This is a genomic window from Streptomyces sp. NBC_00386 (assembly GCF_036063235.1).
Taxonomy (GTDB): domain Bacteria; phylum Actinomycetota; class Actinomycetes; order Streptomycetales; family Streptomycetaceae; genus Streptomyces.
The window spans coordinates 2511654-2536843 of sequence record NZ_CP107950.1 but is presented as its reverse complement, the minus strand read 5'-3'; the positions used below and the strand labels follow the sequence as shown (position 1 = coordinate 2536843).

Here is a 25190-nt window from a genome sequence, read left to right as displayed (position 1 = left end):
CACTACCTGTGGCCGCTTCGTCGCGGTACGCGGCCTGCCCTTCGCGACTCGTAGCCAACCTGCTTTATCGCGTGCTCATGACGACAGTCACGAATGAGTGATAACTTGGTGGGACAGCCGTATCGCGTCGCCCCCGCCCTAGGAGGCCGCCCGCCATGAGTCCCTTCACCGGCTCCGCCGGCCGCACCGCCGACTGGCAGCATCTGAGGTACGAGCTCACCGACGGCGTCGCCACGGTCACCCTGGCCCGCCCCGAGAAACTCAACGCGCTCACCTTCGGTGCCTACGCCGACCTGCGCGACCTGCTCGCCGAGCTGTCCCGCGAGCGGTCCGTGCGCGCCCTGGTGCTCGCGGGCGAGGGCCGCGGATTCTGTTCCGGCGGCGACGTCGACGAGATCATCGGCGCGACCCTCTCCATGGACACCGCCCAGCTCCTCGACTTCAACCGGATGACCGGGCAGGTCGTCAGGGCCGTACGGGAATGCCCGTTCCCGGTGATCGCCGCGGTGCACGGGGTGGCGGCGGGCGCCGGAGCCGTGCTGGCGCTGGCCGCGGACTTCCGGGTGGCCGACCCGAGCGCCCGCTTCGCCTTCCTCTTCACCCGGGTCGGGCTGTCCGGCGGCGACATGGGCGCGGCCTATCTGCTGCCCCGTGTGGTCGGGCTCGGACACGCGACCCGGCTGCTGATGCTGGGCGAACCGGTGCGGGCGCCCGAGGCCGAACGCATCGGGCTGATCAGCGAACTCACCGACGAGGGGTACGCCGACGAGGGCGCCCAGGCGCTGGCCCGCCGTCTCGCCGACGGCCCGGCCCTGGCGTACGCCCAGACGAAGGCGCTGCTCACCGCCGAGCTGGACATGCCGCTCGCGGCCGCCGTCGAACTGGACGCCGCGACCCAGGCCCTGCTGATGAACGGCGAGGACTACACCGAGTTCCACGCCGCCTTCACCGAGAAGCGGGCCCCGAAGTGGCAGGGGAGGTGAGTCCGGGATGCGCGTGAAGGCCGGTGCGAGGCGGGTCGCGGTGATCGGCGGTGGCCCCGGCGGACTCTACGCCGCGGCCCTCCTCAAACGCCTGGACCCGGACCGCGAGATCACCGTCTGGGAACGCAACGCGCCCGACGACACCTTCGGCTTCGGCGTCGTCCTGTCCGACGAGACCCTCGGCGGCATCGAGCACGCCGACCCGGTCGTGTACGCGGCGCTCCAGGCCGAGTTCGTCCGCTGGGACGACATCGACATCGTGCACCGCGGAGTGCGGCACACCTCCGGCGGCCACGGCTTCGCGGCGCTCGGACGGCGCCGGCTCCTGGAGATCCTGCACGAACGCTGCCGCTCGCTCGGCGTCGACCTGCGCTTCTCGGCCGAAGCCCCGCCCGTGGACGAACTCATGGCGGCCTACGACCTCGTCGTCGCCGCCGACGGTGTGCACAGCCTCACGCGCGCGGCCCACGCGGAGTGGTTCCGCCCGTCCGTCGAGGAGCACCGCTGCCGCTACGTCTGGCTCGCCGCCGACTTCGCCTTCGACGCCTTCCGCTTCGAGATCGCCGAGACCGAACACGGCGTGATGCAGCTCCACGGCTACCCGTACTCGGCCGGCGCCTCCACCGTCATCGTCGAGATGCGCGAAGAGGTGTGGCGCGCCTCGGGGTTCGCGGACCTCGACGAGCAGGAGTCCATCGAGCGGTGCGGCAAGATCTTCGCGGACGCGCTCGGCGGACGCCCGCTGCGCGCCAACAAGTCGACGTGGACGACCTTCCGCACGATCGTCAACGACCGCTGGTCGCACGGCAATCTGGTCCTGCTCGGCGACGCGGCGCACACCGCGCACTTCTCCATCGGCTCCGGTACGAAGCTCGCCGTCGAGGACGCGCTCGCGCTGACCGCCTGTCTGGAGGAACAGCCCTCACTGGAAGAGGCGTTGGCGGCCTACGAGGAGGAGCGGCGCCCGGTCGTCGCCTCCACCCAGCGGGCCGCCCGCGCCAGCCTCGACTGGTTCGAGAACCTCGGCCGCTATCTCGGCCAGCCCACCCGGCAGTTCGCGTTCAACCTCCTCACCCGCAGCCGCCGCGTCACGCACGACAACCTGCGGCTGCGCGATCCGCGCTTCGTGGCCGCGGTCGAGCGTGAGTTCCGCTGTCCGCCCGGCACCCCGCCGATGTTCACCCCGTTCCGGCTGCGCGGCCTGACCCTGCGCAACCGGGTCGTCGTCTCGCCGATGGACATGTACTCGGCCGTGGACGGCGTCCCGGGCGACTTCCATCTCGTCCACCTCGGCGCGCGGGCCCTGGGCGGCGCGGGACTGGTCATGACGGAGATGGTGTGCGTCAGCGCGGAGGGCCGCATCACGCCCGGCTGCGCAGGCATCTACACCGCCCGGCAGGCCGACTCGTGGCGGCGGATCGTGGATTTCACGCACCGTCAGGCACCGGGCACGGCGATCGGCCTCCAGCTCGGCCACGCGGGCCGCAAGGGCTCCACGCGGCTGATGTGGGAGGGCATCGACGAACCCCTGCCGGACGGCAACTGGCCGCTCGTGGCCGCCTCCCCGCTCCCGTACAAGCCGGACAGCCAGACCCCGCGCCAGCTGTCGCGCGCCCAGCTCACCGATCTGCGCGAGCAGTTCACCGCGGCCGCCTGCCGCGCGGCCCGCTGCGGTTTCGACCTCCTCGAACTGCACTGCGCCCACGGCTACCTGCTCTCCGGCTTCCTCTCCCCGCTGACCAACCTGCGGACCGACGCGTACGGCGGATCGCTGGAGAAGCGGCTGCGCTTCCCGCTCGAAGTGTTCGACGCGGTGCGGGCGGTGTGGCCCGCGGAACGGCCGATGACCGTACGCATCTCCGCCACGGACTGGGCCGAGGGCGGCACCACCGGGGACGACGCGGTGGCGATCGCACGGGCCTTCGCCGCGCACGGCGCCGACGCGGTGGACGTGTCGACCGGCCAGGTGGTGGCGGACGAGCGCCCCGAGTACGGCCGCTCCTACCAGACGCCGTACGCGGACCGGATCCGTCACGAGACGGGGATCCCGGTCGTCGCCGTCGGCGCGATCTCGTCCTGGGACGACGTCAACTCCCTGATCCTGGCCGGGCGTACCGACCTGTGCGCGCTCGCCAGGCCGCACCTGTACGACCCGAACTGGACGCTGCACGCGGCGGCCGAGCAAGGCTACGAAGGGCCGGGCGCCGACTGGCCGATGCCCTACCGCGCGGGCAGCCGCCGCCCCCAGACCGGCCGCACCGACGCCCCCAAACCCCGGCTCACCCTGGGTACGTGAGCGTGTCGGGGTGCCCCGGCCACGGAGGCACCCCGGCGAACTCCGCGCCCGCGTCCCGCAGTCGCTCGTGGAGTGCCCGGAAGACGGTGGCCGAGCGGGCCCCGGGCCAGCCCTCGGGGAGCAGGGCCGCGGGCAACCCCGGGTCGGTGTAGGGGAGATGACGCCAGGAGTCGAGGGCGAGCAGGTAGTCGCGGTACGCCTCCTCGGGCGGGGTGTCCGTCCGCTCCTCCCAGGTGTGCAGCACCCGCGCGTGCCGGCCGAGGAACGCCTCGTGCTCCTTGGCGATCGCGGTCAGGTCCCACCAGCGCGCCACCGCGTCGGCCGTCGCGGCGAACCCCAGATGCTCGCCCCGGAACAGCTCCACGTACCCGTCGAGCCGCAGCCGTTCCAGGGTGTGCCGGGTCTCCTCGTACAGCCGCGCCGGGGCGATCCACACACCGGGGGCGGCCGTGCCGAAGCCGAGACCGGCCAGCCGCGAGCGCAGGACGTGCCGTTTCTGCCGCTCCGACTCGGGCACGGAGAACACGGCGAGCACCCAGCCGCCGTCCTCGGGAGGTGTCGTCGCGTACACCCTGCGGTCACCGTCGTCGAGCAACTGTCGTGCGTCCGGCGACAACGCGTACCCGGCCGCGCCCGCCGCGGTGCGCGCCGGCTCCAGCAGCCCGCGGCGCTTGAGCCGGGACACCGACGAGCGCACCGAGGGCGCGTCCACGCCGACCGCGGCGAGGAGCCGGATCAACTCGGCCACCGGCACCGGGCCGGGCGTGAAACGGCCGTAGGCGCCGTAGAAAGTGACGATGAGGGACCGGGGGGCGTGGTGCTCTGACACGTTGATCACTCTAGTGCGCGAAGATCACTTGGGATCGCCGTCCGCGGACAAGTCGTCCCCGGCAGCGGAGGCCGACGCCCCGGCAGCGGAGGCCGGCTCCCCGGGCACGGAGCCCGGAGGGATGCCGGTAGCGCCGTCGGAACGGCCTTCCTCCCGCAGCCTGAACCGCTGGAGCTTGCCCGTGGCGGTCCGTGGCAGGGCGTCCAGGAAGATGATCTCGCGCGGGCATTTGTACGGAGCCAGCTCGGACTTGAGGAAGGTGCGCAGCGTTTCGGCGTCCCGGCGGGCGCCCTCCTTGAGCACGGCGTAGGCCACCACGATCTGCCCGCGCGCCTCGTCGGACTGCCCGACGACGGCCGTCTCCAGGACGTCCGGGTGCCGCAGCAGCGTGTCCTCGACCTCGGGGCCCGCGATGTTGTACCCCGCCGAGATGATCATGTCGTCGGCGCGGGCCACATAGCGGAAGTAGCCGTCGGGGTCGCGCACGTAGGTGTCACCGGTGATGTTCCAGCCGCCGCGTACGTACTCCCGCTGCCGGGGGTCGGCCAGATACCGGCAACCGACCGGGCCGCGTACGGCGAGCAGTCCGGGCTCGCCGTCCGGCACGGGCGTCCCGTCGGCGTCGACCACGCGCGCGTGCCAGCCCGGCACGGGTACGCCCGTCGTGCCGGGGCGGATGTCGCCGTCGGCGGCGGAGATGAAGATGTGCAGCAGCTCGGTGGCGCCGATGCCGTTGATGATGCCGAGTCCGGTGCGCTCCTGCCAGTCCCGCCAGGTCGCGGCGGGAAGGTTCTCGCCGGCGGACACACAGCGCCGCAGCGACCCGATGTCGTGCCCGTCCGCCTCCGCCGGTTCCGCCAGTTCCGCCAGCATCGCCCGGTAGGCGGTCGGCGCGGTGAACAGCACGGAGACCCGGTGCTCGGCGATCGCGGGCAACAGCTGTCGGGGGCCCGCCTGTTCGAGCAGCAGGGAGCAGGCGCCGGCGCGCAGCGGGAAGACCACGAGACCGCCGAGCCCGAACGTGAAACCCAGGGGAGGACTGCCCGCGAAGACATCGTCCTCGCGCGGCCGCAGCACATGCTTCGCGAACGTGTCCGCGATCGCCAGCACATCACGGTGGAAGTGCATACAGCCCTTGGGCCGGCCGGTGGTGCCCGAGGTGAACGCGATCAGTGCCACGTCGTCGGCGGCCGTGTCCACCGCGGCGAAGGGCTCGCCAGGGGCGCCGGTGATCCGCAGCAGCAGATCGCCGGGCGCGTCACCGCCGTACGTGGTGACCCGCAGTCCGGGAACCTCCGCCTTGACCAGGTCGTCGACCGAGCGGACGTCGCACAGGGCGTGGGTCACCCGGGCGATCGAGCACATCGTGCCCAGTTCGTGCGGCCGCTGCTGAGCGAGCACCGTGACGGCGACCGCGCCCGCCTTCAGCACCGCCAGCCAGCACGCCGCCAGCCACGGTGTGGTCGGACCGCGCAGCAGCACCCGGTTGCCCGGAACGACACCCAGCTCGCCGGTCAGCACATGGGCGATCCGGTCGACCCGGGCGCGGAGCTGTCCGTAGGTCCAGGGCGCGCCGGACGGCGTACGGAACACCGGGCGTTCGGGGCCGGTGTCCGCGAGGAGCTCGACGGCGCAGTTGAGCCGGTCGGGGTAGCGCAGCTCGGGCAGGTCGAAGCGGAGTTCGGGCCACTGGCCGGGGGGCGGGAGGTGGTCGCGCGCGAAGGTGTCGACGTGGGCCGAACGTGCCGGCCCCGGAGTGTCTGCGGGATCCAGGGGATCCACAAGGTCCATGGCGTCTCGCCCCCTTGCCTTGACGGGCTGCCTCGGTGGGCGTCGTGGTGGGCTCGCACAAGGAGCGTATCGTGTTGGTGACGACAGTCAACGGTTCGCGATAACGTGGGTGGCGTCCGATGGGGAGAGGGGACGGGCAATGACCGCATTCTCGCTCGATCCGGGGCAGACCGCCTGGTGTGCAGAGCTGCGCGCGCTGGCCGCGGAGCAACTGCGCCCCCTGGCCGACAAGGGTGAACCGGGCCACGTCAACCGGCCGCTCGTCGCCGAACTGGGCCGGCTCGGCCTGCTCTCCCGCCTGTTCACCTCCGGCGCCCTCGACCTCTGCCTCATGCGCGAGTCCCTGGCCCAGGTCTGCACCGAGGCCGAGACGGCACTGGCCCTCCAGGGGCTCGGCGCCCATCCCGTCCACGCGTACGGCACCGCGGCCCAGCGCGCGCACTGGCTGCCCCGGGTCACTGACGGCTCCGCCGTGGCGGCCTTCGCCCTGAGCGAGCCCGGCGCGGGTTCGGACGCGGCCGCGCTGGCACTCCGGGCGGACGCGGACGGCACGGGCGGCTGGCGGCTCATCGGCGAGAAGTGCTGGATCTCCAACGCCCCCGAGGCCGACCTCTACACCGTCTTCGCGCGGACCACGCCCGACGCCGGAGCCCGCGGTGTCACCGCCTTCCTCGTCCCCGCCGACCGCCCCGGCCTCACCGGCACCCCGCTCGACATGCTCTCCCCGCACCCCATCGGCGCCCTCGCCTTCGACGCCGTGCCCGTCACGGCCGACGACGTCCTCGGCGAACCCGGCCACGGGTTCCGGGTCGCCATGAACACCCTCAACCTCTTCCGGCCGAGCGTGGGCGCCTTCGCCGTCGGCATGGCGCAGGCCGCGCTGGCCGCGGCCCTCGCGCACACGGCGCGGCGCGAGGCGTTCGGCGGCCCGCTGAAGGACCTCCAGACCGTGGCCCACCAGGTCGCCGAGATGGCGCTGCGCACCGAGGCCGCCCGCCTGATGGTGTACGCGGCCGCGGCGGCGTACGACGAGGGGTCCACGGACGTACCCCGGCGGGCGGCGATGGCGAAACTGCTCGCGACGGAGACGGCCCAGTACGTCGTCGACGCGGCCGTCCAGCTGCACGGCGCCCGCGCCCTGCGCCGAGGGCATCTCCTCGAACACCTCTACCGCGAGGTGCGCGCGCCGCGCATCTACGAGGGCGCCAGCGAGGTCCAACGGGCCATCATCGCCAAGGAGTTGTACCGAACGGCCGAGCGTGCCGACGGAAGGATGTCCAGGTGACCGCCGAGCGCGTGAATCCGCCCGAGCTCTCCCCGGCGGCCGGGTTCTCCCACGCCGTGGTCGCCACCGGCTCCCGGGTCGTCTTCCTGGCCGGACAGACCGCGCTGGACGTGGACGGAAAGGTGGTGGGGGAGACCCTGCCCCAGCAGTTCGAGAGGGCGCTGGCCAATCTGCTGACCGCGCTGCGCGCGGCGGGCGGCGCTCCCGCGGACCTCGCCCGGGTCACGGTCTACGCGACGGACGTAGCCGACTACCGTGCCCACGCTGCCGAACTGGGCCGTGTCTGGCGCCGGTTGGCGGGCCGCGACTACCCCGCGATGGCCGTCGTCGGCGCGGTGCGCCTGTGGGACGAACAGGCGCTGGTCGAACTCGACGGGTTCGCCGTACTGGCGTAGGACCGCGAGGCGAGGCGAGGCGGCGAGCGGGGATCAGGCCGCGACGGCCAGCCGGCCGGCGAACACCCGGTGCGGAGCGATCACGCTGCCGTCGGGGAGCAGTTCGCCGCTGTCGTCGAAGACGATCGCGCCGTTGCACAGCAGGTTCCAGCCCTGCTCGGGATGGGCGGAGACGATGTGCGGGGCGGCGGCGTCCGCGGACGGGCACGAAGACCGGTGTGAGCACATGGTGCACCTCCACGTGGGATGCGAAGAGTGTCGGCGGCGCTGTCGTCGCCCTCGCATGTACAGACCATGCGCGCGCGGCGAACCGATCGGAACACCCGGACGAGAAGCGTGACAACACGAGGACAACTCTCGGACGTCCCCAGGACGGACGGTGCCAACTCGCCACCAAAGGGGTGATGATCACCGCCCTCGGCGCCTCGGACCGGTACCTGTTGAGCGCCCTGTCCAGGTCCCTGCTCCCGGAGGTATCCCATGTTGTTCCGCCAGGCCGTCGGCGCGGCCGCCGGTGCCGCGCTGCTCCTGCTTCTCGCCCCGTCCGCCGTCGCCCGGTCCGCCCCCTCCGACGAGGTGACCGTCGACCCGACCGGCACGGTCGCGGCCGACGGCACCATCACCGTCTCCGGCAGCTACCGCTGCACGGGCGCCGCCGGGCCCGTGTTCGTGTCCTCCACGGTGTCCCAGGGCGATCCCTTGGTCAGCCGCCCCATCGGCGGCTCCTCGGCGGTCTGCGACGGCGCGGAGCACCGCTGGAGCAACTCGGAGAAGAGAGCGCCCGAAATCCTCGTACCGGGACCGGCGCGCGTCGAGGCCACGGTGTTCGACATCAGCGCCACCGGCCTCCCCCTGCCCACGATCCACGCCACCCGGAAGCAGGACATCACCGTCGCGCAGGGCTGAACGGGCGCGAGGAGGGGCCGCCGACCGTGCGAACCGGCGGCCCCTCGGCGGCTCACACGGGATAGGCCGTGTGGATGTTGCCGTCGCGGATCTTCGCCAGGTGCCGCACCCGGTCCGGATCCCCGGGCGTCGGATCCTTCTCCAGATCCAGAACGCGCCGATCCGTCGGCCGGTGTCCCACGTTCGTCCCCCGTCGCACGGCCTCACTCAACGCACGTACGCCTCGGCAAAGTTGCTTGGTGCCCGCTCATAGGCTTCGGGCGTGAACGACAACCAGGCAACGCCCGGTGACGACGCTTCCCGTCGCCCCCTCGGGGACCTGTCCGGCACGGCAGAGCTCAAGCTTCGGGCCGGGGCGCGCCCCGAGGAGCTGTACGAGGCGGCGGAGCGGCTGTGCCGTGAGGCGTCCGATGACGGCTCCGCGGCATCCGCCGCGGCCGTGCGGACCATCGGACGCGTCGCCGACGTTCTCGCCGAGACGCGGTCCCGGGACTGCGCGAGGTTCGCCGTGGACCTGGTGGGCCGGCTGCTGCCGACCGCCCCCGTGGGCCGGCGGGAAGGAGACCGGCTACGGCGATCGGTGGCCGCGAAGCTGGCCAAGGCCCAGCAACTGCGCGACCTGGCACCCCTGTTAGAGGAGCTGCCGGACGACGCCGAGGATCCTTCGGCGGACGTGCGCGCCTGCCTCCTCGGGGAGCTGGCCCTGATCGGCGCCGGACGCGGCCGGCCCGCCCTCGACGCGTACGCGGAGCGACTGCAAGAGCTGGGGCACCCGCTGGCCGTGCTGCCCAGGACGCGGCTCGACGTCGAACACCGTTTCACCGTCCGCGTCCGGGGCCTCGGCTCCGTCAAGACCCCTGACCAGCTCCGGTCGCGATTCCCGGAGATTTCCCCGACCGACGGCGGTGCGGCGGCGGGACACACGGCCGGGCAGACACCCGACGGCACGCGTGCGCGGGCCGCAGCGGAGCCGTTCACCGCCGGCGGATGGGCCCGTGAACCGGAGGTGCGCTTCTTCACGCTGCCGCGCCCGCTGGACCCGGACGACTTCAACATCTCCTTCGTCAAGGAACTGCCGCTGGACTGCATGGTGGGCGAGGGCGCGCACCGGGGCGGAGCCGTGGCCTGCCGGACGACGCCCGACGATGTGCTCGACACACTGTTCGCGGCGGCGTACGACGGTGGGGTGAACGGCAGGCCGCAAGGCGGCGCGTACGCCCGCCTGTACGCCTGGAAAAGTCTGTACGCGCTGCTGGGTCTGCCCGCCGACGTTCCGTTCCCGGAAGCGGTGGGGCAAGCCCTCGACCACCGTTGGCTGCGCTTCATGGCGTTCACGGACTGGTTCCACCACGACACGGCGGACGAGGCTTTCGCGGTACTGGATCCCACCCGTACACGGGTGACGGTGCTGGCCGCGACGGACACCGACACCGACGGCTAGCGGACGGGCCGGCCCCCGTCCCTCACCCTTTCGGGCCCCCACACATGCGTCCCCCCGTCCATCGGTGGTGCCCTGAGGTGAAGCCGACCGAGAGGAGCATCCGTGCCCGCGACGAAGGGCCGAGGCGCTGGAGGGATGGACGGCGGGGCCAGTGACCTGCTGCTGCGTACGGGGCGGTTCTTCCGGCGGGGTGAGACCTCCGCCGATCTGCGCACCCTCTCCAAGGAGGGCGGCCGGAGCGGGGACGTCTTCTACCGGGACCGGTGGAGTCACGACAAGGTCGTGCGTTCCACCCACGGGGTCAACTGCACCGGTTCCTGCCGGTGGAAGGTGTACGTCAAGGACGGCATCATCACCTGGGAGACCCAGGAGACGGACTACCCGAGCGTCGGCCCGGACCGCCCGGAGTACGAGCCGCGGGGCTGTCCGCGCGGGGCGGCGTTCTCCTGGTACACGTACTCGCCGACACGGGTGCGCTACCCGTACGTCCGCGGCGTGCTCCTGGAGATGTACCGGGAGGCGAAGGCGCGCACCGGGGACCCGGTCACCGCGTGGGCCGACATCCAGGCCGATCCCGAGCGGCGCGGGCGCTACCAGCGGGCCCGCGGCAAGGGCGGTCTGGTGCGGGCGAGCTGGGACGAGGCCGTGGAGATGGCCGCCGCCGCGCACGTCCACACCATCAAGGCGTACGGCCCCGACCGCATCGCCGGCTTCTCGCCGATCCCCGCGATGTCCATGGTCTCGCACGCCGCCGGGGCCCGGTTCCACTCGCTCATCGGCGCTCCCATGCTGTCGTTCTACGACTGGTACGCCGATCTGCCGGTCGCCTCCCCGCAGGTCTTCGGGGACCAGACGGACGTCCCCGAGTCGGGGGACTGGTGGGACGCGGCGTATCTGATGATGTGGGGCACCAACGTTCCGGTGACCCGTACCCCGGACGCGCACTGGATGGCCGAGGCGCGCTACCGCGGGCAGAAGGTCGTCGTCGTCTCCCCGGACTACGCCGACAACACGAAGTTCGCCGACGAGTGGCTGCACCCCCACCCCGGAACCGACGGAGCGCTCGCCCTCGCGATGGGGCACGTCGTGCTCAAGGAGTTCTTCGTCGACCGGCAGGTGCCGTTCTTCACGGACTACGTCCGGCGGTTCACCGACCTGCCGTTCCTCGTCACCCTGCGGGAGCGCGACGGCCGGCACGTCCCGGACAAGTTCCTGCGCGCCTCCGACCTCGGGGACAGCGCGGAGGGCGCGGACTGGAAAACCGTCGTCCTCGACGACAGGACCGGCCGGCCGGAGGTTCCCGGCGGGTCGCTGGGCTTCCGCTGGACCGAGTCCGGCCAGGGCCGGTGGAATCTGGAGCTGGGCGACCTCGAACCCCGGCTCTCCCTGTACGGGAGGGACGGAGCCGTCCCGACCGAGGTGCTGCTGCCCCGTTTCGACACCGACGGCGGGCCGCACGGCCAGGGCAGCGGGGCGGTCCGCGCCGGCGGCGTCCCCGCCGTGGCCGTCGGCGGCCACCTGGTGACGACCGTCTACGATCTGCTGCTCGCCCAGTACGGTGTCGGCCGCGCCGGACTGCCCGGCACCTGGCCGGGGGGCTACGACGACGCCTCCGTCCCCGGCACCCCCGCCTGGCAGGAGGTCCACACCTCCGTCCCGGCCGCGGCGGTCGTCCGTACCGCACGGGAGTTCGCGGACACCGCCGAGCGGTCCCGGGGCCGCTGCATGATCCTCATGGGCGCCGGCACGAACCACTGGTTCCACTCCGAGACGATCTACCGGGCCTTCCTCGCCCTGCTCCAGCTCACCGGCTGCCAGGGACGCAACGGCGGCGGCTGGGCGCACTACGTCGGCCAGGAGAAGTGCCGCCCGGCGACCGGCTGGGCCACCCTCGCCGCCGCGTCCGACTGGTCGCGTCCGCCGCGGCAGGCGATCGGCACCGCTTACTGGTTCCTCAACACCGATCAGTGGCGCTACGACCACTACCGCGCCGACACCCTCGCCTCCCCGCTCGGCAGCGGGGCCTTCGCCGGGATGACGGCCGCCGACTGCCTGGCCCAGGCGACCCGTTCGGGGTGGATGCCCTCCTACCCCACGTTCGACCGCAACCCGCTCGACCTGTGCGACGAGGCGGGCGACGAGGACCCGGCCGTGTACGCGGTGAGACAACTCCGTGAAGGGAGGCTGGGGTTCGCCGGAGAGGACCCCGACGCCCCCGCCAACTGGCCGCGGATCGTCACACTCTGGCGAGCCAACCTGCTGGGCTCGTCGGCGAAGGGCGCCGAGTACTTCCAGAAGCACCTGCTCGGCACCACCTCCTCGCTCGGCGCCCAGGAGGCCGCCCCCGAGGAACGTCCGCGCGATGTGCGCTGGCACGAGAAGGCACCCGAGGGAAAGCTCGACCTGCTGCTGTCGCTGGACTTCCGCATGACGTCCTCCACCCTCATGTCGGACATCGTCCTGCCGGCCGCCACCTGGTACGAGAAGCACGACCTGTCCAGCACGGACATGCACCCCTACGTGCACTCCTTCACCCCGGCCGTCGACCCGCCGTGGCAGGCCCGTACCGACTTCGCCGCCTTCCACGCCCTCGCCCAGTCCTTCTCCGCGATGGCGGCGGGACACCTCGGCGTGCGCCGCGACCTCGTCGCCACCGCCCTCCAGCACGACACCCCGGGCGAGACCGCACAGCCCGGGGGCGTCGCGCTGGACTGGCGCCGCGGAGAGTGCGAGCCCGTACCGGGGAGGACCATGCCCCAACTGACCGTCGTGGAGCGGGACTACGGCGCCATCGGCGAGAAGATGGCCACTCTCGGCCCCCTGGCGGAGAAGCTCGGCCTGCCCGTGAAGGGCATCACCTTCGACGTGGCCGAGGAGGTGCGGCTGCTCGCCGACCGGCACGGCATCCGTATGTCCGGGCCGGCGGTGGGACGGCCGCTTCTCGACACCGCCGTCAAGGCGGCGAACACGATCCTCGCCCTGTCCGGCACCACCAACGGTCACCTCGCCACCCAGGGCTTCCACACCCTGGAGCGCCGCACCGGACAACCGATGGCCCACCTCGCCGCCGAGCACGAGGGCAAGCGCATCACCTACGCCGACACCCAGGCGGCACCCGTGCCGGTCATCACCTCCCCGGAGTGGTCGGGCAGCGAGGCGGGCGGGCGCCGCTACACCGCCTTCACCCTCAACACCGAGCACGCCAAGCCGTGGCACACCCTCACCGGACGCCAGCACTTCTTCCTCGACCACGACTGGATCCACGAACTCGGCGAGGCGCTGCCCGTCTACCGGCCGCCGCTGGACATGCGGCGGCTCTTCGGAGACCGGATCGCCACCGGCGACGACGGCCAGGCGGAGGTGACCGTCCGGTACCTCACCCCGCACAGCAAGTGGTCCATCCACTCCGAGTACCAGGACAACCTGCTGATGCTGTCGCTCTCCCGCGGCGGCCAGAACATCTGGATGTCCCCGCAGGACGCCGAGACCATCGGCGTACGCGACAACGACTGGATCGAGGCGGTCAACCGCAACGGCGTCGTCGCGGCCCGCGCGGTCGTCAGCCACCGCATGCCGCGGGGGACGGTGTACATGCACCACGCGCAGGACCGCGTCATCGCCACCCCCAGGACACAGACGACGGGCAAGCGCGGCGGGACCCACAACTCCCTCACCCGGCTGTTGCTCAAACCGACCCATCTCATCGGCGGATACGCCCAGTTGAGCTGGGCGTTCAACTACCTGGGACCGACGGGCAACCAGCGCGACGAGATCACGGTCATCCGGCGCCGCACCGAACCCGTGGAGTACTGACATGCGCGTCATGGCACAGATCGCGATGGTCATGAACCTCGACAAGTGCATCGGCTGCCACACCTGCTCCGTCACCTGCAAACAGGCGTGGACCAACCGCGGCGGCGTGGAGTACGTGTGGTTCAACAACGTCGAGACCCGCCCCGGACAGGGATATCCGCGCCGATACGAGGACCAGGAGACGTGGAAGGGCGGCTGGGAGCTCAACAAGCGCGGACGGCTGAAGCTGAAGGGCGGCGGCCGCTTCTCGAAACTCGCCCACATCTTCTCCAACCCCAGACTCCCCGCCATCAGCGACTACTACGAGCCGTGGACGTACGAGTACGCCAACCTCATCGACGCCCCCCTCGGTGACGACATCCCCGTGGCGCAGCCCCGCTCGCTCCTCAGCGGCAAGCCCATGAAGATCGAGTGGAGCGCCAACTGGGACGACAACCTCGGTGGCGTGAATGAACACGGCGCACTCGACCCGATGGTGGCCAAGGTCCGTGAACAGGCCTCGGAGAAGGTCCGGTTCACGTTCGAGCAGACCTTCATGTTCTATCTGCCACGGATCTGCGAACACTGCCTGAATCCGTCCTGCGTCGCCTCGTGCCCGTCCGGCGCGATGTACAAGCGGCAGGAGGACGGCATCGTCCTGGTCGACCAGGACCAGTGCCGGGGCTGGCGCATGTGCGTCAGCGGCTGCCCGTACAAGAAGGTCTACTTCAACCACCGCACCGGCAAGGCCGAGAAGTGCACGCTGTGCTATCCGCGCCTCGAAGTCGGCCTGCCCACCGTCTGTTCCGAGACCTGCGTCGGACGGCTGCGCTACCTCGGCGTCATGCTCTACGACGCCGACAAGGTCCTGGAAGCGGCCTCCGCCCCCGACGACACCGACCTGTACGAGGCCCAGCTCGGCGTGTTCCTCGACCCCGAGGACCCCGTCGTACGCCGGGAGGCCGAACGCGCCGGCATCGCCCAGGACTGGATCGACGCCGCCCGCCGCTCACCCGTCCACGCCCTCATCAGCAAGCACAGGGTGGCGCTGCCGCTCCATCCGGAGTACCGCACCATGCCGATGGTCTGGTACATCCCGCCGCTCTCCCCGGTCGTCGACGCACTCACCGAGACCGGCTTCGACGGCGAGGACGCCGGCAACCTCTTCGGCGCGATCGACACCCTGCGCATCCCCCTGGAATACCTCGCCGAGCTGTTCACCGCCGGCGACACCGCTCCCGTACGCGCCTCGCTGGAGAAGCTCGCCGCCATGCGCAGCGCGATGCGTCCCGGGCTGCTCGCCGGCGGCTCCTCGGGACCGACCCCGGTCGACGAGGCGGCCGCCCGGTCGGTGGGCATGTCCGGGGAGGAGATGTACGCGATGTACCGGCTGCTGGCCCTCGCCAAGTACGAGGAGCGGTACGTGATCCCCACCGCCGCCGTCGGCGACGCGCGACGCCTGGAGGAGTCCGTCCTGCCCGACGAGTGCAGCCTCGACTACGAGGGCGGGCCCGGCATGGGCGGCTCCGGCCCCTACGGCGAAGGGTCCGGCGGGACACCGCCGGTGTCCGTGGAGAACTTCCACGTCCTGCGCGACCGCCAGACCGCCGACGCGCCCGCCGACACCGGCCGCAGCCGCGTCAACCTCCTCAACTGGGACGGCCGGGGCCACCCCGCCGGACTGTTCCCGGGAAAGCCGGGAACACCCGGCACCGACCCGCACCCACCCGAGAACGACGACGAGGAGGAGAGATGACCACCCCGCACGCCGTCGTCCACGCTGCGGCCGCCCGCTGCCTGGTCTACCCCGACGACGAGTTCCACGCCGGTCTGGGCGTCCTGCGCGCGGCTCTGGAGGAACAACCCGGCTCGGGAAGAGGGGAGTTGCACACGTTCCTCGACCACGCGGGCAGCACGGACCCCGACCGGCTCCGGCAGGACTACGTCCGGACGTTCGACTTCTCCGGCCGCCGCTGCCTCTACCTCACCTGGTGGACCGACGGCGACACCCGACGCCGCGGCCGGTCCCTGGTGCGCTTCAAGGAGATCTACCGGGAGCACGGATGGGAGTACGCGGACACCGGGGAACTCCCCGACTTCCTGCCGGCCGTCTGCGAGTTCTCCGCCCTCACCGGCACCGACACCCTCCTGCGCGACCACCGCCCGGCGCTGGAACTGCTGCGCTTCGCCCTCACCGAGGCCGCCTCGCCCTGGGCCGGCGTGCTGCGGGCGCTCGTCGCCACCCTCCCCGGAGCCTCCCCCCGCGACCGCGCAGCCGCCCAGGCCATGGCACGCAACGGACCGCCGCGCGAGGACGTGGGGCTCGCACCGTTCGGCACACCGCTGCTGGAGGTCGTCCCCCGATGAGCCTCGCCGACAGCATCCTGTGGACCGCCATGCCGTACATCACGATCGTCCTGCTCGTCGGCGGGATCATCTGGCGCTACCGCTACGACAAGTTCGGCTGGACCACCCGCTCCTCGCAGCTCTACGAGTCCAGACTGCTGCGGATCGCCTCCCCGATGTTCCACTACGGCATCCTCTTCGTCCTCGCCGGTCATCTCGTCGGGCTGTTCGTCCCGGACTCCTGGACCAGCGCACTCGGGGTGAGCGAGTCCACGTACCACCACCTCTCCCTGTGGACCGGCACACTCGCGGGCCTCGCCACCGTCGCCGGCATCGCGCTGCTGATCTACCGCCGCCGCACCAACGGGCCGGTCTTCCTCGCCACCACCCGCAACGACAAGCTCATGTACGTCGTCCTGCTCGCCGCCATCCTGATGGGCATGATCGCCAAGCTCACGCACGCGGGAGGCCACGGGTACGACTACCGCACCACCATCGCCCCGTGGCTGCGCAGTGTCTTCACCCTGCGTCCGGACTACGCGCGGATGGACGGCGTGCCGGTCACCTACCAGGTCCACATCGTCATCGGGTGCGCGCTCATCGCCCTCGTCCCCTACACCCGGCTGATCCACATGTTCAGCGCCCCCGTGCAGTACCTCTTCCGCCCCTACATCGTGTACCGCAGCCGCGAACGCGGTCAGCTCGGCACCCGTTCCGAGCGGCCCGGATGGGAGCGAGTGGAGTGACCACCCGGACCCCTCGGACAGCCCAGAGCACCGCGGTGCCCGGCGCCGCCTACCGCAACCTCGTGGTCGCCACGATCGGGTTCGCCCTCGCGTTCTGGGCGTGGAACCTCATCTCACCGCTCGCCACCGGGCTGGGCGTCAAGCTCTCGCTGAGCTCGTTCGAGCAGTCGCTGATGGTCGCCGTCCCCGTGCTCGTCGGCTCGCTCGGCCGGGTACCCGTCGGCGCGCTCACCGACCGCTTCGGCGCGAAGCTCATGTTCCCTCTCGTCACCGCGCTGACCATCGTGCCCGTCCTGCTGCTCATCGTCGTGAAGGACTCCTACGCGGGCCTCCTCGTCGTCGGCTTCTTCCTCGGCCTGGGCGGCACGACCTTCGCCATCGGCGTCCCCCTCGTCAACTCCTGGTTCCCGCCCGCGCGCCGCGGCTTCGCCATCGGCGTGTTCGGCGCGGGCATGGGCGGCGTGGCCCTCTCCGGCTACTTCACCCCCCGCATCTACAAGCACGGCGAGAACCTGCCGTTCGTGGTGCTGGCCATCGCCCTGGCCGTCATGGCCGTCGTGGAGTACTTCCTCCTCTCCGACCGTCCCGACCGTGTGGTCCCCACCACGTCGCTGGGGAAGCGACTGGCCGACGCCGGGCACCTGCGGGTCACCTGGGAGCTCGCGGCCCTGTACGCGATCGGGTTCGGCGGCATCGTCGCGTTCGGCGTCTACCTGCCCACCTACCTCAAGACCTGGTACGACCTGTCGCCCACCGACGCCGGTACACGCGCGGCCGGTTTCGCGCTCGTCACCGTGATCTTCCGCCCGATCGGCGGCTGGCTCTCCGACCGCGTCCACCCCGCCGTCGTCACCTCCTGGGCGCTCGGCGTCGTGGGGGCCATGGCGGTGTGCCAGGCGTTCGAACCCCACCTCGTCCCGGGCGGAACGGTCTTCCTGCTCGTGATGGCGGCCGGTCTCGGCACCTCCAGCGGCAGCGTCTTCGCGATGGTCGCGCGGGTCACCCCGCCGCCGCAGGTCGGCAGTGTCACCGGAATCGTCGGCGCGACCGGCGGACTCGGCGGCTTCGTCCCGCCCCTCGTCATGGGCGCCGTCTACAGCGCCAAGGGCTCCTACGCCATCGGCTTCATGCTGCTCTCCGACCTCGCCCTGGCCGGCTGCGTCTACGCGTACGGCCGCATGCGCGACGCGGACCGGGAGCGCGCCGTGCGACAGCCCGCCTGAGACCGGCCGGCGCAGTCCGCCACAGCACCCCGCGACAGCCGGCCGGAGAGCGGCCGACGCGGGCCGGACCGCACTCGGCACGGACCCCGCCCGGACGCGGAGAAGTCCCGGAGACGCCGCAGCGCCCTGCCGGACCCGCGGGCGAGCGGGTCCGGCAGGGCGCCGGGTCGGCAGAGGCGCGGGCGCGGCAGCTCCTCGCGACGTGGGCTCAGATGTCCCGGAAGATCTCGATCTGCGCGCCGATCGAGTTCAGACGCTCGGCGAGGTCCTCGTAACCGCGGTTGATGACGTACACGTTCCGCAGCACCGAGGTGCCGTCGGCCGCCATCATCGCGAGCAGGACGACCACGGCGGGCCGCAGCGCGGGCGGGCACATCATCTCGGCGGCGCGCCAGCGGGTCGGGCCCTCGACGAGCACCCGGTGCGGGTCGAGCAACTGCAGGCGGCCGCCGAGGCGGTTGAGGTCGGTCAGATAGATCGCCCGGTTGTCGTAGACCCAGTCGTGGATCAGCGTCTGGCCCTGCGCGGTGGCCGCGATGGCCGCGAAGAACGGGACGTTGTCGATGTTCAGGCCCGGGAACGGCATCGGGTGGATCTTGTCGATGGGCGCCTCCAGCTTGGAGGGCCGCACGGTCAGGTCGATCAGCCGCGTACGGCCGTTGTCCGCGAAGTACTCGGGCGTGCGGTCGTGGTCGAGGCCCATCTCCTCCAGGACCGCGAGCTCGATCTCCAGGAACTCGATCGGCACCCGGCACACCGTCAGCTCGGACTCGGTGACCACGGCGGCGGCGAGCAGGCTCATCGCCTCGACCGGGTCCTCGGAGGGCGAGTAGTCCACGTCGACGTCGATGTTCGGCACACCGTGCACGGTGAGCGTCGTGGTGCCGATGCCCTCCACCCGTACGCCCAGCGCCTCCAGGAAGAAGCACAGATCCTGGACCATGTAGTTGGAGGAGGCGTTGCGGATGACCGTGACACCGTCGTGGCGGGCGGCGGCGAGCAGCGCGTTCTCGGTGACCGTGTCCCCGCGCTCGGTCAGCACGATCGGCCGACCGGGCGTCACGGACCGGTCGACGCGGGCGTGGTAGAGCCCCTCGGTCGCGGCGATGTCCAGACCGAACCGGCGCAGCGCGATCATGTGCGGCTCGATGGTGCGGGTGCCGAGGTCGCAACCGCCCGCGTACGGCAGCTTGAAGGCCTCCAGGCGGTGCAGCAGCGGGCCGAGGAACATGATGATGGACCGCGTGCGAATGGCGGCCTCGGCGTCGATCGACTCCATGTCGAGCTCGCTCGGCGGCACGATCTCCAGATCGACCCCGCCATTGATCCACCGGGTGCGGACGCCGATCGAGTTGAGGACCTCCAGCAGGCGGTAGACCTCTTCGATCCGGGCCACCCGGCGCAGCACCGTGCGCCCCTTGTTCAGGAGCGTCGCGCACAGCAGGGCGACACAGGCGTTCTTGCTGGTCTTGACGTCGATGGAGCCGGACAGACGGCGGCCGCCGACGACCCGCAGATGCATCGGACCCGCATATCCGAGCGAGACGATCTCACTGTCCAGGGCCTCGCCGATCCGGGCGATCATCTCAAGGCTGATGTTCTGGTTGCCGCGCTCGATGCGATTGACGGCGCTCTGACTCGTGCCGAGTGCCTCGGCGAGCTGCGACTGTGTCCAGCCCCGGTGTTGCCGGGCGTCACGGATGAGCTTGCCGATACGTACGAGGTAGTCGTCTGCCATGGCGCGACCGTATATCGGATGTGAGATAAACAAAAGTGGAACGTGGCCTTCCGAGTGACAGGGGTCACCAGGCGGTGTTCGAGGGGCAGTTCGGGTGCCGCGCACCGGCGCGGCGACGGCGCCCGCGGGGTGCCGGCCGGCTCCGCGGGCTCCTGTCGCCGTCGGTGGATGCCGTGAAGAAACGCTTCCGTGACGGTTCGTCGGACCTAGGCCTTTTGTCGCCCTTGGGTCACTTTGCCTTGCGTGTGGTCTTGCGCCATCCGAACGGCCCCGGCAGGTCCATCGACGTCGTCCGGCGTCCGGTGCTGCTGTGTGTGCGCCTGGGGCCGTTCTTTCCGCCCGAGGTGATGGACCACGACTTGCGGTTGATGTTGAGCCGCAGTCCGGGAAGGATGCGGAAGCTCTTGCGGAAGGTGAGCGGCATGGTGCCCCCCTGTGTCGGTCACGCCGGGACGTTCCCGGCGCACACCGGGTACCCCGAAACGGCCCCGATGTGCCTGCCCTCGGCTTCGGTGTGTCAGCTTCCCTCCCGAGGGGCCGTGTTGCCCTTCTCCGGGTCCTCGGGTTCCGTCGAGTCTGCGGCCGCCCCTCTTGGTCGCCATGCACTGGTTGCGTGCGGCGTCCAGGGATGAGGCCGGTCCGGGAGAGCCGCCGGTCCGGGACGTCACGCCCGGCCGATGCCGGGTGATGCGGGCATTCTTCCCGTGGCGGGACATGCGGAACGGCCCGGACATGCGGGCGTGCGGACATGACCTGTCCGCCCCCATGCACTAGAGTTATCTCGACATCGAGATATCTGCCGAGGCGTACCGCAGCAGCACGCCGTCATCGGTCCAACGGTAAGGGCTACCTAACTTAGCCTTACCTTAGCGGATCGGCCATGACGTCGTGGCGGCAGGATGCGGTGGGAACGCGCACATCAATGAAGGAGACTGTCGTGTCGGCGAACAGCTTCGACGCCCGCAGCACGCTGCAGGTGGGCGACGAGTCGTACGAGATCTTCCGGCTGGACAAGGTGGAAGGCTCGGCTCGCCTTCCGTACAGCCTGAAGGTGCTGCTGGAGAACCTGCTCCGCACGGAGGACGGCGCGAACATCACCGCCGACCACATCCGGTCCATCGGCAACTGGGACTCGCAGGCCCAGCCCAGCCAGGAGATCCAGTTCACGCCCGCCCGCGTGATCATGCAGGACTTCACCGGCGTGCCCTGCGTCGTCGACCTCGCCACCATGCGCGAGGCCGTCAAGGAGCTCGGCGGCGACCCGGCCAAGGTCAACCCGCTCTCCCCGGCCGAGCTGGTCATCGACCACTCCGTCATCGCCGACAAGTTCGGCACGAAGGAAGCCTTCGGCCAGAACGTCGAGCTGGAGTACGGCCGCAACAAGGAGCGCTACCAGTTCCTGCGCTGGGGCCAGACCGCGTTCGACGACTTCAAGGTCGTCCCGCCGGGCACCGGCATCGTCCACCAGGTGAACATCGAGCACCTCGCGCGCACCGTCATGGTCCGAGGCGGGCAGGCCTACCCCGACACCCTGGTCGGTACGGACTCGCACACCACCATGGTCAACGGCCTGGGCGTGCTCGGCTGGGGCGTCGGCGGCATCGAGGCCGAGGCCGCGATGCTCGGCCAGCCGGTCTCCATGCTCATCCCGCGCGTCGTCGGCTTCAAGCTGACCGGTGAGCTCACCCCCGGCACTACCGCCACCGACCTCGTGCTGACCATCACCGAGATGCTGCGCAAGCACGGTGTCGTCGGCAAGTTCGTCGAGTTCTACGGCGAGGGTGTGGCCGCCACGTCGCTGGCCAACCGCGCCACCATCGGCAACATGTCGCCGGAGTTCGGCTCCACCGCCGCGATCTTCCCGATCGACGGCGAGACCATCAAGTACCTCAAGCTCACCGGCCGCTCCGAGCAGCAGCTCGCGCTCGTCGAGGCGTACGCCAAGGAGCAGGGCCTCTGGCTCGACCCGGCCGCCGAGCCCGACTTCTCCGAGAAGCTGGAGCTCGACCTCTCCACGGTCGTCCCCTCCATCGCCGGCCCGAAGCGCCCGCAGGACCGCATCGTCCTCGCGAACGCCGCCGAGCAGTTCAAGAGCGACGTGCGCAACTACGTCGCCGACGACGACGAGGCGGGCAAGGAGTCCTTCCCGGCCTCCGACTCCCCGGCCGCCAGCAATGGCGTGCCCTCCAACCCGGTCACGGTCACGGCCCCCGACGGCTCGACCTACGAGATCGACCACGGTGCGGTGACGGTCGCGGCCATCACCTCCTGCACCAACACCTCGAACCCGTACGTCATGGTCGCCGCCGCGCTCGTCGCGAAGAAGGCCGTGGAGAAGGGCCTGACCCGCAAGCCGTGGGTCAAGACCACGCTCGCCCCGGGCTCCAAGGTCGTCACCGACTACTTCGACAAGGCGGGGCTCACCCCCTACCTCGACAAGGTCGGCTTCAACCTGGTCGGTTACGGCTGCACCACCTGCATCGGCAACTCCGGCCCGCTGCCGGACGAGGTCTCCAAGGCCGTCAACGACCACGACCTCGCGGTCACCTCGGTCCTCTCCGGCAACCGGAACTTCGAGGGCCGTATCAACCCCGACGTCAAGATGAACTACCTGGCCTCCCCGCCGCTGGTCGTCGCCTACGCCCTCGCGGGCTCCATGAAGGTGGACATCACCCGCGACGCGCTCGGCACCGACACCGAGGGCAAGCCGGTCTACCTGGCCGACATCTGGCCCTCCGAGGCCGAGGTCAACGACGTCGTGGCGAACGCCATCGGCGAGGACATGTTCAACAAGTCCTACCAGGACGTCTTCGCGGGCGACGCCCAGTGGCAGGCGCTGCCGATCCCCGAGGGCAACACCTTCGAGTGGGACCCGCAGTCGACGTACGTCCGGAAGCCCCCTTACTTCGAGGGCATGACGATGGAGACCACCCCGGTCTCGGACATCGCCGGCGCGCGCGTCCTCGCCAAGCTCGGCGACTCGGTCACCACCGACCACATCTCCCCGGCCGGTGCGATCAAGGCCGACACCCCCGGAGGCAAGTACCTCACGGAGCACGGTGTCGAGCGTCGTGACTTCAACAGCTACGGCTCGCGCCGCGGCAACCACGAGGTCATGATCCGCGGTACGTTCGCCAACATCCGCCTGCGCAACCAGATCGCGCCGGGCACCGAGGGCGGCTACACCCGCGACTTCACGCAGGACGGCGCCCCCGTCTCCTTCATCTACGACGCCTCGCGCAACTACATCGACCAGGGCATCCCGCTGGTCATCCTGGCGGGCAAGGAGTACGGCTCCGGCTCGTCCCGCGACTGGGCCGCCAAGGGCACCGCGCTCCTCGGCGTCAAGGCCGTCATCGCCGAGTCGTACGAGCGCATCCACCGCTCGAACCTCATCGGCATGGGCGTCCTGCCGCTCCAGTTCCCGGAGGGCGCGACCGCCGAGTCCCTCGGTCTGACCGGCGAGGAGACCTTCTCCTTCACCGGTGTCGAGGAGCTCAACAACGGCACCACCCCGCGCACGGTGAAGGTCACCACCGACACCGGCGTCGAGTTCGACGCGGTCGTCCGCATCGACACCCCCGGCGAGGCGGACTACTACCGCAACGGCGGCATCATGCAGTACGTGCTGCGCAACCTGATCCGCAACTGAGCGGTCCGGTGAAGCAGTTGTAGGGCAGCTCCGCAGGAGTCGAGGGCCGCATCCCCGGTTGACGGGGGTGCGGCCCTTCGCCGTCGCCCCGAACTCCCTTCCAGGGCAGGGGTGGTGCTCGGACGGAACAATGGATTGCGTCCGGGTGCCGGGCCACGATCGCCCAAGTGCGGTGCGTCTGGGGGTCCTTGCCGGCACGTCAGTGACCGTTCCGTCTCGGTCGCCGTGTTCCGGTGGTCCACGACGGGTCGGTGCCGTCCGCGTCCCGTGGGCCCGGCCGCGGAAACGGGACGACGGCCCCGGCGGGTGCGCGCGATGCGTCAGGCGTTTACAGGGGTCCCTGTGCGCGCTACTTTCCGAGTGAGGTGGGAGCGCTCCCATGGGGTGGACCGGAACCCGCCCCCGGGCCGCTCCCACCTCGCTCCGATCCCGCACGGCCTCACGAAGGGATGGATTGTCATGCACTTAACAAGCTCGCGCCTGGCGAGGCTGCGTTCGCCCGGCCCGCGTACGCCCGGTCCACGCTCTGCCGGAACGCGACGGCCGCTCTCCCGGTCACTGCTCCCCGGCCGCCGCCCGTCCCCCTTCCTGGTCCTCCTCGCCCTGCTGGCCGTGCTCCCGGCCCTCGCCCTGATCGTCATGACCGGCGGCCGGGCGGAGGCGCACGGCACCCCCATGAAGCCCGGCAGCCGCACCTTCCTGTGCTGGCAGGACGGGCTGACCGACACCGGTGAGATCAAGCCCGTGAACCCGGCCTGCAAGGCGGCGCAACAGGTCAGCGGGACCACGCCGTTCTACAACTGGTTCTCGGTGCTGCGCTCGGACGGGGCGGGACGCACCCGCGGCTTCGTCCCCGACGGCTCGCTGTGCAGCGGCGGCAACCCCAACTTCTCGGGCTTCGACCTGCCGCGCTCCGACTGGCCGTTGACCCACCTGACCGCGGGCGCGACCGTCGACTTCGCGTACAACGCCTGGGCCGCGCACCCCGGCTGGTTCTACGTCTACGTCACCAAGGACGGCTTCGACCCGACCAGGACCCTCACCTGGGACGCCATGGAGGACCAGCCGTTCCTCACCGTCGACCACCCGCCGCTCAACGGGACCCCGGGCACGGTCGAGGCCAACTACTCCTGGAGCGGCAAGCTGCCGGCGGGCAAGACCGGCCGCCACATCGTCTACATGGTCTGGCAGCGCTCGGACAGCGCGGAGACGTTCTACTCCTGCTCCGACGTCGTCTTCGACGGCGGCAACGGCGAGGTCACCGGCATCCACGATCCGGGCAACCCGACCGAACCCCCGCCCGGCGCCTGCTCGGCGACCCGGCGCACCACCGGCAGCTGGCCCGGCGGTTACCAGTCCGAGGTGACGGTCACCAACACCGGCACGGTCCCGATGCTCGGCTGGATGGTCGACTGGACGCTGCCGGGCGGGCAGTCGGTCGCCAGTCTGTGGAACGGCAACGCGACCTACAGCGGTCAGGACGTGATGGTGCACAACGCCGACTGGAACGGCTCACTCAGTCCGGGCGGCAGCACCACGTTCGGCTATGTCGTCCAGGGCTCGGGTGGTGATCCGGCAACGGCCCTTCCCTGTCGGGTCGGCTGAACAGGCGACGCTCGGGGCGGACCGGGTGGGTGGGTTCGGACCCACCCGGTCCGCGAGCCCGGACGCGGCGGGGGAGGCCCTGCCCGGGATGGTGCGGCTTGTGGCGACCGGAGTGCGCGACAACGTTGTCGAACGGTCTGCTCACGACTCTATCGCCTCAAC

At 71.0% G+C, this 25190-nt stretch carries 19 protein-coding genes; 13 read left to right on the top strand and 6 right to left on the bottom strand.

Annotation, left to right across the window (positions count from 1 at the left end; genetic code table 11):
• Positions 1 to 155: 155 nt before the first annotated feature.
• Positions 156 to 983 (top strand): enoyl-CoA hydratase family protein, encoded by an 828-nt coding sequence (locus tag OG780_RS10960; protein WP_328447088.1) that lies wholly within the window; start codon positions 156 to 158, stop codon positions 981 to 983.
• Positions 984 to 990: 7 nt separating this feature from the next.
• Positions 991 to 3279, top strand: a complete 2289-nt coding sequence (locus OG780_RS10955) for a bifunctional salicylyl-CoA 5-hydroxylase/oxidoreductase (RefSeq protein ID WP_328447085.1) — start codon at positions 991 to 993, stop codon at positions 3277 to 3279.
• On the opposite strand, the gene OG780_RS10950 is transcribed toward OG780_RS10955, so the two are convergent.
• A complete protein-coding gene (locus tag OG780_RS10950; RefSeq protein WP_328447083.1) occupies positions 3263 to 4117 on the bottom strand; it encodes a PaaX family transcriptional regulator in 855 nt (284 codons plus the stop codon). The two genes, OG780_RS10955 and OG780_RS10950, sit on opposite strands and share 17 nt — an antisense overlap.
• A 15-nt stretch (positions 4118 to 4132) precedes the next feature.
• A complete protein-coding gene (locus OG780_RS10945; RefSeq protein WP_328447081.1) occupies positions 4133 to 5899 on the bottom strand; it encodes an AMP-binding protein in 1767 nt (588 codons plus the stop codon).
• Positions 5900 to 6038: 139 nt separating this feature from the next.
• Here OG780_RS10945 and OG780_RS10940 point away from each other — a divergent pair, with 139 nt between their 5' ends.
• Positions 6039 to 7184: an acyl-CoA dehydrogenase family protein gene (locus OG780_RS10940; protein ID WP_328447079.1), complete on the top strand. Its 1146-nt coding sequence runs from the start codon at positions 6039 to 6041 to the stop codon at positions 7182 to 7184.
• A complete protein-coding gene (locus tag OG780_RS10935) occupies positions 7181 to 7579 on the top strand; it encodes a RidA family protein (RefSeq protein ID WP_326784999.1) in 399 nt (132 codons plus the stop codon). Before OG780_RS10940 ends, OG780_RS10935 begins: the two co-directional genes overlap by 4 nt.
• Positions 7580 to 7612: 33 nt before the next feature.
• On the opposite strand, the gene OG780_RS10930 is transcribed toward OG780_RS10935, so the two are convergent.
• Positions 7613 to 7807: a DUF5999 family protein gene (locus OG780_RS10930; RefSeq protein WP_328447075.1), complete on the bottom strand. Its 195-nt coding sequence runs from the start codon at positions 7805 to 7807 to the stop codon at positions 7613 to 7615.
• A gap of 252 nt (positions 7808 to 8059) precedes the next feature.
• Here OG780_RS10930 and OG780_RS10925 point away from each other — a divergent pair, with 252 nt between their 5' ends.
• Positions 8060 to 8485: a DUF6299 family protein gene (locus OG780_RS10925; protein ID WP_328447073.1), complete on the top strand. Its 426-nt coding sequence runs from the start codon at positions 8060 to 8062 to the stop codon at positions 8483 to 8485.
• Between the two features lie 52 nt (positions 8486 to 8537).
• Here OG780_RS10925 and OG780_RS10920 read toward each other — a convergent pair whose 3' ends face one another.
• Entirely contained in the window at positions 8538 to 8684 is a 147-nt protein-coding gene (locus OG780_RS10920; RefSeq protein WP_328447071.1) for a hypothetical protein, read from the bottom strand.
• A 63-nt stretch (positions 8685 to 8747) separates the two neighbouring features.
• Here OG780_RS10920 and OG780_RS10915 point away from each other — a divergent pair, with 63 nt between their 5' ends.
• The 6 genes from OG780_RS10915 (at position 8748) to OG780_RS10890 (ending at position 18033) form a co-directional block, all read left to right on the top strand.
• Positions 8748 to 9926 carry a DUF6183 family protein gene (locus OG780_RS10915; protein WP_328447069.1) on the top strand — a complete coding sequence of 393 codons (1179 nt, stop codon included), beginning with the start codon at positions 8748 to 8750 and terminating at the stop codon, positions 9924 to 9926.
• Between the two features lie 135 nt (positions 9927 to 10061).
• Positions 10062 to 13739, top strand: a complete 3678-nt coding sequence (locus OG780_RS10910; RefSeq protein ID WP_328458043.1) for a nitrate reductase subunit alpha — start codon at positions 10062 to 10064, stop codon at positions 13737 to 13739.
• Position 13740: 1 nt separating this feature from the next.
• Positions 13741 to 15474, top strand: a complete 1734-nt coding sequence (gene narH / locus OG780_RS10905) for a nitrate reductase subunit beta (RefSeq protein WP_328447067.1) — start codon at positions 13741 to 13743, stop codon at positions 15472 to 15474.
• Positions 15471 to 16085, top strand: a complete 615-nt coding sequence (gene narJ / locus OG780_RS10900) for a nitrate reductase molybdenum cofactor assembly chaperone (RefSeq protein ID WP_328447065.1) — start codon at positions 15471 to 15473, stop codon at positions 16083 to 16085. Before narH ends, narJ begins: the two co-directional genes overlap by 4 nt.
• On the top strand, positions 16082 to 16810 hold the full coding sequence (gene narI, locus OG780_RS10895; protein WP_328447063.1) for a respiratory nitrate reductase subunit gamma: 729 nt from the start codon (positions 16082 to 16084) through the stop codon (positions 16808 to 16810). The genes narJ and narI overlap by 4 nt, the downstream gene beginning before the upstream one ends.
• Positions 16807 to 18033: a nitrate/nitrite transporter gene (locus OG780_RS10890; protein ID WP_328447061.1), complete on the top strand. Its 1227-nt coding sequence runs from the start codon at positions 16807 to 16809 to the stop codon at positions 18031 to 18033. The genes narI and OG780_RS10890 overlap by 4 nt, the downstream gene beginning before the upstream one ends.
• 208 nt (positions 18034 to 18241) lie before the next feature.
• On the opposite strand, the gene OG780_RS10885 is transcribed toward OG780_RS10890, so the two are convergent.
• Both OG780_RS10885 and OG780_RS10880 read right to left on the bottom strand, forming a co-directional pair.
• The gene (locus tag OG780_RS10885) at positions 18242 to 19771 is read right to left on the bottom strand and encodes a helix-turn-helix domain-containing protein (protein ID WP_328447059.1); all 1530 of its coding nucleotides are present in this window, start codon (positions 19769 to 19771) and stop codon (positions 18242 to 18244) included.
• A gap of 229 nt (positions 19772 to 20000) precedes the next feature.
• Positions 20001 to 20195 (bottom strand): DUF4236 domain-containing protein, encoded by a 195-nt coding sequence (locus OG780_RS10880; RefSeq protein WP_326784988.1) that lies wholly within the window; start codon positions 20193 to 20195, stop codon positions 20001 to 20003.
• A gap of 513 nt (positions 20196 to 20708) precedes the next feature.
• On the opposite strand from OG780_RS10880, the gene acnA reads away from it, so the two are divergent.
• Both acnA and OG780_RS10870 read left to right on the top strand, forming a co-directional pair.
• A complete protein-coding gene (gene acnA, locus OG780_RS10875; protein WP_328447057.1) occupies positions 20709 to 23423 on the top strand; it encodes an aconitate hydratase AcnA in 2715 nt (904 codons plus the stop codon).
• A 459-nt stretch (positions 23424 to 23882) separates the two neighbouring features.
• Positions 23883 to 25028: a lytic polysaccharide monooxygenase auxiliary activity family 9 protein gene (locus OG780_RS10870; RefSeq protein WP_328447055.1), complete on the top strand. Its 1146-nt coding sequence runs from the start codon at positions 23883 to 23885 to the stop codon at positions 25026 to 25028.
• Positions 25029 to 25190 lie beyond the last annotated feature (162 nt).

Coding starts and splice junctions, on each gene's coding strand:
- OG780_RS10960 (WP_328447088.1), top strand. CDS start 156: ATGAGTCCCTTCACCGGCTCCGCCGGCCGCACCGCCGACTGGCAGCAT.
- OG780_RS10955 (WP_328447085.1), top strand. CDS start 991: ATGCGCGTGAAGGCCGGTGCGAGGCGGGTCGCGGTGATCGGCGGTGGC.
- OG780_RS10945 (WP_328447081.1), bottom strand. CDS start 5,899: ATGGACCTTGTGGATCCCCTGGATCCCGCAGACACTCCGGGGCCGGCA.
- OG780_RS10940 (WP_328447079.1), top strand. CDS start 6,039: ATGACCGCATTCTCGCTCGATCCGGGGCAGACCGCCTGGTGTGCAGAG.
- OG780_RS10930 (WP_328447075.1), bottom strand. CDS start 7,807: ATGTGCTCACACCGGTCTTCGTGCCCGTCCGCGGACGCCGCCGCCCCG.
- OG780_RS10925 (WP_328447073.1), top strand. CDS start 8,060: ATGTTGTTCCGCCAGGCCGTCGGCGCGGCCGCCGGTGCCGCGCTGCTC.
- OG780_RS10910 (WP_328458043.1), top strand. CDS start 10,062: ATGGACGGCGGGGCCAGTGACCTGCTGCTGCGTACGGGGCGGTTCTTC.
- narH (WP_328447067.1), top strand. CDS start 13,741: ATGCGCGTCATGGCACAGATCGCGATGGTCATGAACCTCGACAAGTGC.
- narJ (WP_328447065.1), top strand. CDS start 15,471: ATGACCACCCCGCACGCCGTCGTCCACGCTGCGGCCGCCCGCTGCCTG.
- narI (WP_328447063.1), top strand. CDS start 16,082: ATGAGCCTCGCCGACAGCATCCTGTGGACCGCCATGCCGTACATCACG.
- OG780_RS10885 (WP_328447059.1), bottom strand. CDS start 19,771: ATGGCAGACGACTACCTCGTACGTATCGGCAAGCTCATCCGTGACGCC.
- OG780_RS10880 (WP_326784988.1), bottom strand. CDS start 20,195: ATGCCGCTCACCTTCCGCAAGAGCTTCCGCATCCTTCCCGGACTGCGG.
- OG780_RS10870 (WP_328447055.1), top strand. CDS start 23,883: ATGCACTTAACAAGCTCGCGCCTGGCGAGGCTGCGTTCGCCCGGCCCG.